The sequence below is a fragment of the Achromobacter sp. genome, assembly GCF_036567245.1.
Lineage (GTDB): Bacteria > Pseudomonadota > Gammaproteobacteria > Burkholderiales > Burkholderiaceae_B > Achromobacter.
Window position 1 is genome coordinate 1 of record NZ_DATCUY010000606.1, and the last position, 7,526, is coordinate 7,526.

At 66.5% G+C, this 7,526-nt stretch carries 10 protein-coding genes; 7 read left to right on the forward strand and 3 right to left on the reverse strand.

What is annotated here, in order from left to right; translation table 11 throughout:
• The 7 genes from VIR09_RS25640 to soxB form a co-directional block, all read left to right on the forward strand.
• Positions 1–270, forward strand: a 270-nt coding sequence (locus tag VIR09_RS25640) for a c-type cytochrome (protein WP_332015408.1), incomplete at its 5' end; no start/stop codon positions are given.
• Positions 271–310: 40 nt separating this feature from the next.
• Positions 311–778, forward strand: a complete 468-nt coding sequence (gene soxY / locus VIR09_RS25645; protein WP_041656212.1) for a thiosulfate oxidation carrier protein SoxY — start codon at positions 311–313, stop codon at positions 776–778.
• Between the two features lie 37 nt (positions 779–815).
• Positions 816–1,130, forward strand: a complete 315-nt coding sequence (soxZ, locus tag VIR09_RS25650; protein WP_013396030.1) for a thiosulfate oxidation carrier complex protein SoxZ — start codon at positions 816–818, stop codon at positions 1,128–1,130.
• Between the two features lie 87 nt (positions 1,131–1,217).
• Positions 1,218–2,042 carry a sulfur oxidation c-type cytochrome SoxA gene (soxA, locus tag VIR09_RS25655; protein ID WP_332015409.1) on the forward strand — a complete coding sequence of 275 codons (825 nt, stop codon included), beginning with the start codon at positions 1,218–1,220 and terminating at the stop codon, positions 2,040–2,042.
• A 10-nt stretch (positions 2,043–2,052) separates the two neighbouring features.
• Entirely contained in the window at positions 2,053–2,709 is a 657-nt protein-coding gene (gene soxX / locus VIR09_RS25660) for a sulfur oxidation c-type cytochrome SoxX (RefSeq protein WP_332015410.1), read from the forward strand.
• Positions 2,710–2,732: 23 nt separating this feature from the next.
• Positions 2,733–3,239 (forward strand): TlpA disulfide reductase family protein, encoded by a 507-nt coding sequence (locus VIR09_RS25665; RefSeq protein WP_332015411.1) that lies wholly within the window; start codon positions 2,733–2,735, stop codon positions 3,237–3,239.
• A gap of 34 nt (positions 3,240–3,273) precedes the next feature.
• Complete coding sequence (gene soxB, locus VIR09_RS25670) at positions 3,274–4,983, forward strand: thiosulfohydrolase SoxB (RefSeq protein ID WP_332015415.1); 1,710 nt, start codon at positions 3,274–3,276, stop codon at positions 4,981–4,983.
• Here the strand turns inward: soxB and VIR09_RS25675 are convergent.
• The 3 genes from VIR09_RS25675 to VIR09_RS25685 form a co-directional block, all read right to left on the reverse strand.
• The gene (locus tag VIR09_RS25675; RefSeq protein WP_332015412.1) at positions 4,968–5,381 is read right to left on the reverse strand and encodes a DsrE family protein; all 414 of its coding nucleotides are present in this window, start codon (positions 5,379–5,381) and stop codon (positions 4,968–4,970) included. The genes soxB and VIR09_RS25675 overlap by 16 nt on opposite strands.
• A 97-nt stretch (positions 5,382–5,478) precedes the next feature.
• The gene (locus VIR09_RS25680; protein WP_332015413.1) at positions 5,479–6,747 is read right to left on the reverse strand and encodes an FAD-binding oxidoreductase; all 1,269 of its coding nucleotides are present in this window, start codon (positions 6,745–6,747) and stop codon (positions 5,479–5,481) included.
• Positions 6,748–6,778: 31 nt separating this feature from the next.
• The coding region (locus VIR09_RS25685) for an FAD-binding oxidoreductase (RefSeq protein ID WP_332015414.1) at positions 6,779–7,526 on the reverse strand (748 nt) is incomplete at its 5' end.

Here is a 7,526-nt window from a genome sequence, read left to right on the forward strand (position 1 = left end):
GACGATCTGGCGGGCGCGCGCCTGGCCTCGTCGGGCGCCTGCGTGGCCTGCCATGCGGCCGATAGAAAGATGATCGGACCCAGCTACCGCGACGTGGCGGCCAAGTACGGCGGCAATGCCGACGCGCATGCGCTGCTGGTCCAGAAGATCCGCAAGGGCGGCGGCGGCGTCTGGGGCGCCATGCCGATGCCGCCGAACCCGGGCGTCAGCGACGACGACCTGAAACGCATCGTGGACTGGATTCTGGCCGGCGCACCCGCGCCGGGTTGAAACCTTAGGGAGAGAGGAGACGGCTATGACGCAACAACACATCGATAGGCAGCGACGCAAGGTGGTCGGGCTGGGCACGGTGCTCAGCCTCGCCGTTGCGGCGGGTCTGCTGCGGCCCAGCCAGGCCTGGGCGGTGCAGGCCGACTGGAACAAGCAGGCCTTCGACGCCAAGAGCATGCAGGATGTGATCAAGGCCCTGGGTGGCGGCGACGCCGTCGCCAGCGACCAGATCACGCTGGTGGCTCCCGATATCGCCGAGAACGGCGCGGTGGTGCCGGTGGGGGCGGTCAGCAAGCTGCCCAACACCGAACAGATCTCCATCCTGGTGACCAAGAACCCGAATGCCCTGGCCGCCAGCTTCACGCTGCCCGCGGGCACCGAGCCCGAGGTGGCGACGCGCGTGAAGATGGGCCAGACCTCGGACGTGTACGCCCTGGTCAAGGCCGACGGCAAGTACTACACGGCGCACAAGGAAATCAAGGTGACCCTGGGCGGTTGCGGCGGTTGATCCGCCCAGCGGCTACGAGCAATCAAGGAGACAGCACATGGAAGCAAGGCCGATGCGGATCCGCGCCGCGGAAAAAGACGGCGTGATCGAGGTGAAGGTCCTGATGAGCCACATCATGGAAACCGGGCAGCGCAAGGACGCCGAAGGCAAGGTGGTGCCGGCGCATTTCATCCAGGACGTGGTGGTGAAGAACGGCGACAAGGTGGTTCTTGCGGCGCAATGGGGGCCGGCGGTGTCGCGCGACCCGTTCCTGTCGTTCAAGTTCAAGGGCGGCGCCAAGGGCGACAAGGTCAGCGTTACCTGGAAGGACAGCGAAGGCGCAACCCGCACGGACACCACCACGGTGACCTAGCGTTTCGGATGTGTGAAGGAAGGCGGACAAACAATAAACGCCCGCCGGCGCGAATCGCCGGCAGGGCAACCGCGTGAGGAGACATACATGGATAGGAAACGCATGGCTGCCGCCTGTGCGCTGGCCGGCTTCGCGCTGGCCGGGGCGCAACCCGCCACGGCCGCGACCGAGCAGGACACGGCGCAAGGCATCGCGCAGTACCGCGAAATGCTGGCCGACGGCAATCCGGCCGAGCTGATCGAGATGGCGGGCGAGGACCTCTGGAAGGAAAGCCGCGGCCCGAAGAACGCCTCGCTGGAAAAGTGCGACCTGGGGCAGGGCGCCGGCGTGGTCAAGGGCGCGTATGCGCAATTGCCGCGCTACTTCGAGGATGCCGGCCGCGTCATGGACCTGGAGAGCCGCCTGGTCTATTGCATGGTGCAACTGCAAGGCCTGGAGGCCGCCGAGGTCACCAAGAAGCCCTTCTCGGGCGATGGGCAATACTCCACCGATATCGAGGCGCTGGTGGCGTATGTGGCAGGCCTGTCGCGCGGCATGAATATCGCCGTGCCGCAGAGCCATCCCAAGGAGCAGGCTGCATACGCGCGCGGCCGCGACATCTTCTACTACCGTGGCGGCCCCTACGATTTCTCCTGTGCCTCCTGCCATACCGGCGACAACAAGCGCATCCGGTTGCAGGACCTGCCCAACCTGACCAAGCAGGAGCCCGCGCGCGCGGCCTTTGCCAGCTGGCCGGCCTACCGCGTGTCGCAGGGCGCGCTGCGATCCATGCAGTGGCGCCTGCAGGACTGCTTCCGCCAGCAGCGCATGCCGTTGCTGAAGTACGGTTCGGACGCGTCGGTGGACCTGACCGTATTCCTGGGTGTCAACGCCAACGGCGGCCAGATGATGGCCCCGGCCATCAAGCGTTAAAGGGGGAATCATGCGCAAGATACGCACGACCTGGCCCGGCCTGGCGGCCTTGGGCCTGCTCCTGGCGGCGAATGCCGGAGCGCAACAGCCGGCGCCGAAAGCGTCGGTCGACCACCAGGCGCTGGTGGCGGAGCTGAAGGATTCATTCGTCGAACGCGGCCTCGCCAAGCTGGACCGGATCGACCAGTCGCCCATGCAGCGGGCCTGCTCGATTGCCGAGGCAGGCGGCGAGATGCCGGCGGATACCGCCCTGAAGATCACGCAGGAGGCTGCAGCCAACGTCAAGCCGCCCGCCGACGGCAACTACATCGGCGATTGGAAGCAGGGCGAGAAAGTGGCGCAGAACGGCCGCGGCCTGCAGTTCTCGGATACGGCGAAGACGATCAACGGCGGCAACTGCTATGCCTGCCATCAGATGACCAAGGCCGAGATTTCCTTTGGCAACATCGGCCCGTCGCTCTACCAATACGGCAAGCTGCGCGGCAATAGCAAGGAAATGGTCGCCTACACCTGGAACAAGATCTACGACTCGCACGCCACCATGCCCTGTTCCAACATGCCGCGCTTCGGCGCGGCGGGCATCCTGACGGAACAGCAACTCAAGGACGTGATGGCGCTGCTGCTGGATCCGCAGTCCGCCGTCAATGACGACCAGGCCAAGCCTTGAGCGCTGCCGCGCGCGGAGGACGCATGAACGCTGTTTCCAGATACGGCCGCTTGCTGCTGGCCGCGGGCATGCTGGCCGCGGCCGCGGCCCATGCCCAGGCGCCGCCCAAGGTGGGGGACAAGCTCGTGATGCCGGACGTGCAGCTGCTGGACGGCACCCGGCTGTCCGCCGCCGATCTTGCGGGCAAGCCGCTGGTGGTGGAGTACTGGGCCTCCTGGTGTCCCTACTGCGCGCGGCAGAATCCGCATCTGCAGAAGCTGACCGAGGCGGCCAACGGCAAGGGCCTGCGCATCCTGACGGTCAGCATTGACAAGGATGAGCAGGCCGCGCGCGACTACATCGCCAAACATGACTACACCTTCGGCGTAGCCATGGACAACGAGGCGCTGCGCGCAGTGTTCGGCAAGCGTCGCGTCATTCCCGAAATCTTCGTGCTGGACGCGAACGGCAAGCTGCTTGAGGCCATCCCCGGCGAAATGTTCGAGGAGGACGTGCTCGAACTGCTGCGCCATGCCACGCCGCGCTCCTGAGCGCTTCCCTTCCTCTTACACGGTTGGACCGATGATCAATCGACGCGAGTTTCTTCAGATGCTGGCGGTCGCCTCCGCGGGCGGCATGGGCCTGTCGCATCATCCGCGCGCGGCGGCGCAGGCGGCGCAGGCTTTCTATGACACGCCCGCCTTCGGCAACGTGCATTTCCTGCATTTCACCGATTGCCATGCGCAGCTCATGCCGATCTACTTCCGCGAGCCCAGCGTCAACCTGGGCATCGGGCAGGCCGCGGGCCGCGCGCCGCATCTTGTGGGTGAACATCTGCTCAAGGCTTATGGCATCGCGCCGGGGTCGCCACAGGCCTACGCTTTCACCTGCCTGGACTTCGCCCAGGCTGCGGGGCAGTACGGGAAGGTCGGCGGCTTCGCCCACATGGCGACGCTGGTCAAGCGCCTGAAGGCCACGCGTCCGGGCGCGCTGCTGCTGGACGGCGGCGACACCTGGCAGGGCTCGGGCACAGCCCTCTGGACCCGGGGACAGGACATGGTGGACGCCTGCCTGCTACTGGGCGTGGACATGATGACGGCGCATTGGGAGTTCACGCTGGGCGCCGACCGCGTGCAGGAAGTGCTGGAGAAGGACCTGAAGGGCAAGGTCGATTTCCTGGCGCAGAACGTCGAGACCAGCGACTTCGGCGACGCGGTGTTCGCTCCCTATTCCATGCGCGAAATGAACGGCGTGCCGCTGGCCGTTATCGGCCAGGCGTTTCCCTATACGCCCATCGCCAACCCTCGCTACATGGTGCCGGACTGGACCTTCGGCATTCAGGAGCAGCGGCTGCAGGAAACCATAGACGAAGTGCGCGGCAAGGGCGCGCAGGCAGTGGTGCTGCTGTCGCACAATGGCATGGACGTGGACCTGAAACTGGCGTCCCGCGTGCGCGGACTGGACGCGATCCTGGGCGGCCATACGCATGATGGCGTGCCCGCGCCGGTGGCGGTGCAGAATGCCGGAGGCAAGACGCTGGTCACCAACGCCGGCAGCAACGGCAAATTCCTGGGCGTGCTGGATTTTGACGTAAAGGATGGCAAGGTCGCCGACTTCCGCTACACGCTGATGCCGGTGTTCGCCCAGTACCTGCCGGCAGACCCCGCCATGGCGGCGCTGGTCGAGCGCATCCGCGCGCCCTATGCGCAGAAGCTGTCGCAGCCCTTGGCCACCACCGAGGAAACCCTGTACCGGCGCGGCAATTTCAACGGCACCTTCGATCAGGTGATCCTGGATGCGCTGATGCAGGTCAAGGGTGCGGAGATCGCCTTTTCGCCTGGATTCCGCTGGGGCACCAGCCTGCTGCCGGGCCAGCCCATCACCATGGAAAACGTGCTGGAACAGACCGCCATCACCTATCCCCATACCACCGTGACGCAGATGAGCGGCGCCACCCTGAAGACCATCCTGGAAGACGTGGCCGACAATCTGTTCAACCCGGATCCGTACTACCAGCAGGGTGGGGACATGGTGCGCGTGGGAGGGTTGCAGTATTCGATCGACCCGGCGGGCGCCGCGGGCGCGCGCATCAGCGACATGCGCCTGGGTGACGCGCCTGTGCAGGCCGACAAGCAGTACAAGGTGGCAGGGTGGGCGCCCGTGGCGGAAGGGGCCACCGGCGAACCCGTATGGGATGTGGTGGCGGCCTACCTGCGAGACCGCAAGACGATATCGCAGGTAAGTCCCAACCAGCCCCAGGTCAAGGGCGTGGCCGGCAATCAGGGCTTGATGTAGGAATAGCCTTCCTGTTGCAGCCGGGTGATGCGGACCACGCCGGACGGCGTGAAGTCCGCTTCCATCACGAACGCGTCCTTGGCGAGCTTGCGGTTCTTGAGCGTGATCTCGCACACCTCGAAGGCCACGCCGCGTGCGGCCAGCGCCGAGATCAGCGGACCGACCTGGGCCGCGTCCTTGTAATCCGTCATCAGGAAGTCGACGCCGTCGGCATGGGCCACCAGCTTGATCGAGGTGTCAGGCGCGGTGTCCAGCTGATTGCGCATATTGCGCAGCGCGGAAAGCGCTTGCGAGGCGGAGTCGTTGACGTGGTAGACGACCTTGTCCGCGGCCAGCGCGGCGCCTGCAGCACTCATCAATGCCATGCCCAACACCAATGCCAGCAGCTTTTTAAACATACTTGCCTCCAGTGGGTGCGGCAGCAGTGCCGCGGCGCATGGCCATGATATCAGCGCATGCGCGCCATGGGGCAATCACTGCGTGTCTCCCTGTTTCCTAGGCGTACCGCTCCAGCCGGAACGGCCTGACGTCGACCGGCGTTTGGTTCCCCTGGATCAGGGCGGCCATGGTTTCACCCACCGCCGGACCGATGCCGAAGCCATGCCCCGAGAAGCCGGACGCCAGGTACAGCCCGGGCACGGCGGCGACCGGTGCGATCACAGGCATGGCGTCTGGCGTCACGTCGATGTAGCCGCCCCAGGAATGCGCCACTCGCGCCTGCTGGAACACGGGGAAAGCGTGCAGCAGCCGCTCCCAGGCCTGGTCTATGCCGCGCTTGTAGGGCGCGGGATCGAGCACGCGGCAACGCTCGTAAGGCGATTCGCGGTCGGCCGGAAAGCGGCGGGGCGTGGCCAGCTCTTCGAAGAAGCGTTTGCTGAAGCGGATTCGCACCAGCGAGTTGTTGGCTATCCAGGTGCGCAGGAACTTGCCCATCAGGCGGAAGCTGTCCGGCACCAGTTCGGCCAGCGAGGCCGAAAACTGCGAGACGGTGTAGCCGCCATCGGCACGCTTGCGGCAGGTGAAATCCTTGCCATTGATAGCCAGCGATACGCCGGCGTCGAAGGGTTCGGTGCGCAGCACCGAGCCGCGCACCTTCAGTTGCGGGAAATCCACGCCAAGGTTGCCGCAGAACAGGCGCGACCAGCCGCCGGCGGCTACCAGCACTGCCTGTGCGCGCAGCGTGCCGCGTTCAGTGTGGACGGTGTCGGCGCGCCCCGCGCTGGTCTCCACGCCACGCACGGCGCAGTTCTCATAGATCAGCGCGCCGGCCTGGCGCGCCAGCGCCGCCACGCCCTGGGTGGCGATCTGCGGTTCCGCCACGCCGTCGACGGCGCTATAGAGCGCGCCGGTCCAGGGGCGTCCCGAACTGGGCAGCAGGCGCAGCGCGGCATCGCGTCCCAGCATGTCGGCCTGCACGCCATAGGCGCGGGCCTGGCGCAGCCAGGTTTCGTGCTCGGCGGCGTCGGCCTCGTTCTCCTGCAGGTAGACCAGGCCGTTGCGGCGGTAGCCGACTTCGACCTGGGCCTGGATGTCGCTCCATAATTCGTTGGCGCGCATCGCCAGCGGTACCTCGGGCAGATCGCGCCCCAAGGTGCGTACCCAGCCCCAGTTGCGCGAGGACTGCTCGCAGGCCAGCGTGCCTTTCTCGAACAGCGCGCAGCGCAAGCCGGCGCGCGCGAGCGCGAGCGCCGTGCTTACGCCTATGATGCCGCCGCCGATGATGGCCACGTCCACCGTGGCGGGAAATTGCGTTTGAGTCGTCATGACGTTGTAAAAGGGCTTATGGCGAGGGCGTTCAGGCGGGATAGCCCAGCGCGTCGCGCAGGCGGTACCAGTTGATGGCCAGCGAGGCGCCGAACTGTCGCGCCGGGTAGAAGGGCATGCGCTCGATGGGTGTGACGGGGAAGTCGAGCTCGTCCGCCGGCACGCCGCGAATGGCGTCGGTCAGCACGCGGCCCAGCGCCGTGCCCATGGCCACGCCGCGCCCGCAGTAGCCATAGGCGGTCCAGATGCCCGGCGCCAGGCGATGTACGCGGGGCAGGTCGTCCATGGTCATGCCCACGCGACAAGCCCAGCCGTGACGCCAAGTGGCGTCGGCCAGCTGCGGAAAGCGTGCGACCGCGGCGCGGCGCAGTTGTTCGTTGGTTGAGGAATCCAGGCGCTCGGAAGAATGCCCGCGTCCGCCGATGACGAAGCGGCCTTCCGGATCGATGCGGCAGTAGTAGGTGATCCTGCGCGTTTCGGAGATGCCGGCGCGCAGGGGCAGCAGCTGTTCCTGAAGCGCTTGCGGGAGAGGATCGGTGGCGATCTGGGCGCTGGATACGTTGACATAGGACTGCGCTACGGCGGGCCATAGCTGGTCGGTGTAGGCATCGGTCGCCAGTACGACGTGGCGCGCCCGGACGGAAAATCCGTTGACGTCCAGGATTGCGCCGCCGTCCGGCGCGGGAGTGATGGCCGATACCGGCGAGTGGTCATGCACGGCAGCGCCGGCATCCTGCGCCGCGCGCGCCAATCCGCGCGCGAAGGCCAACGGCTGCACC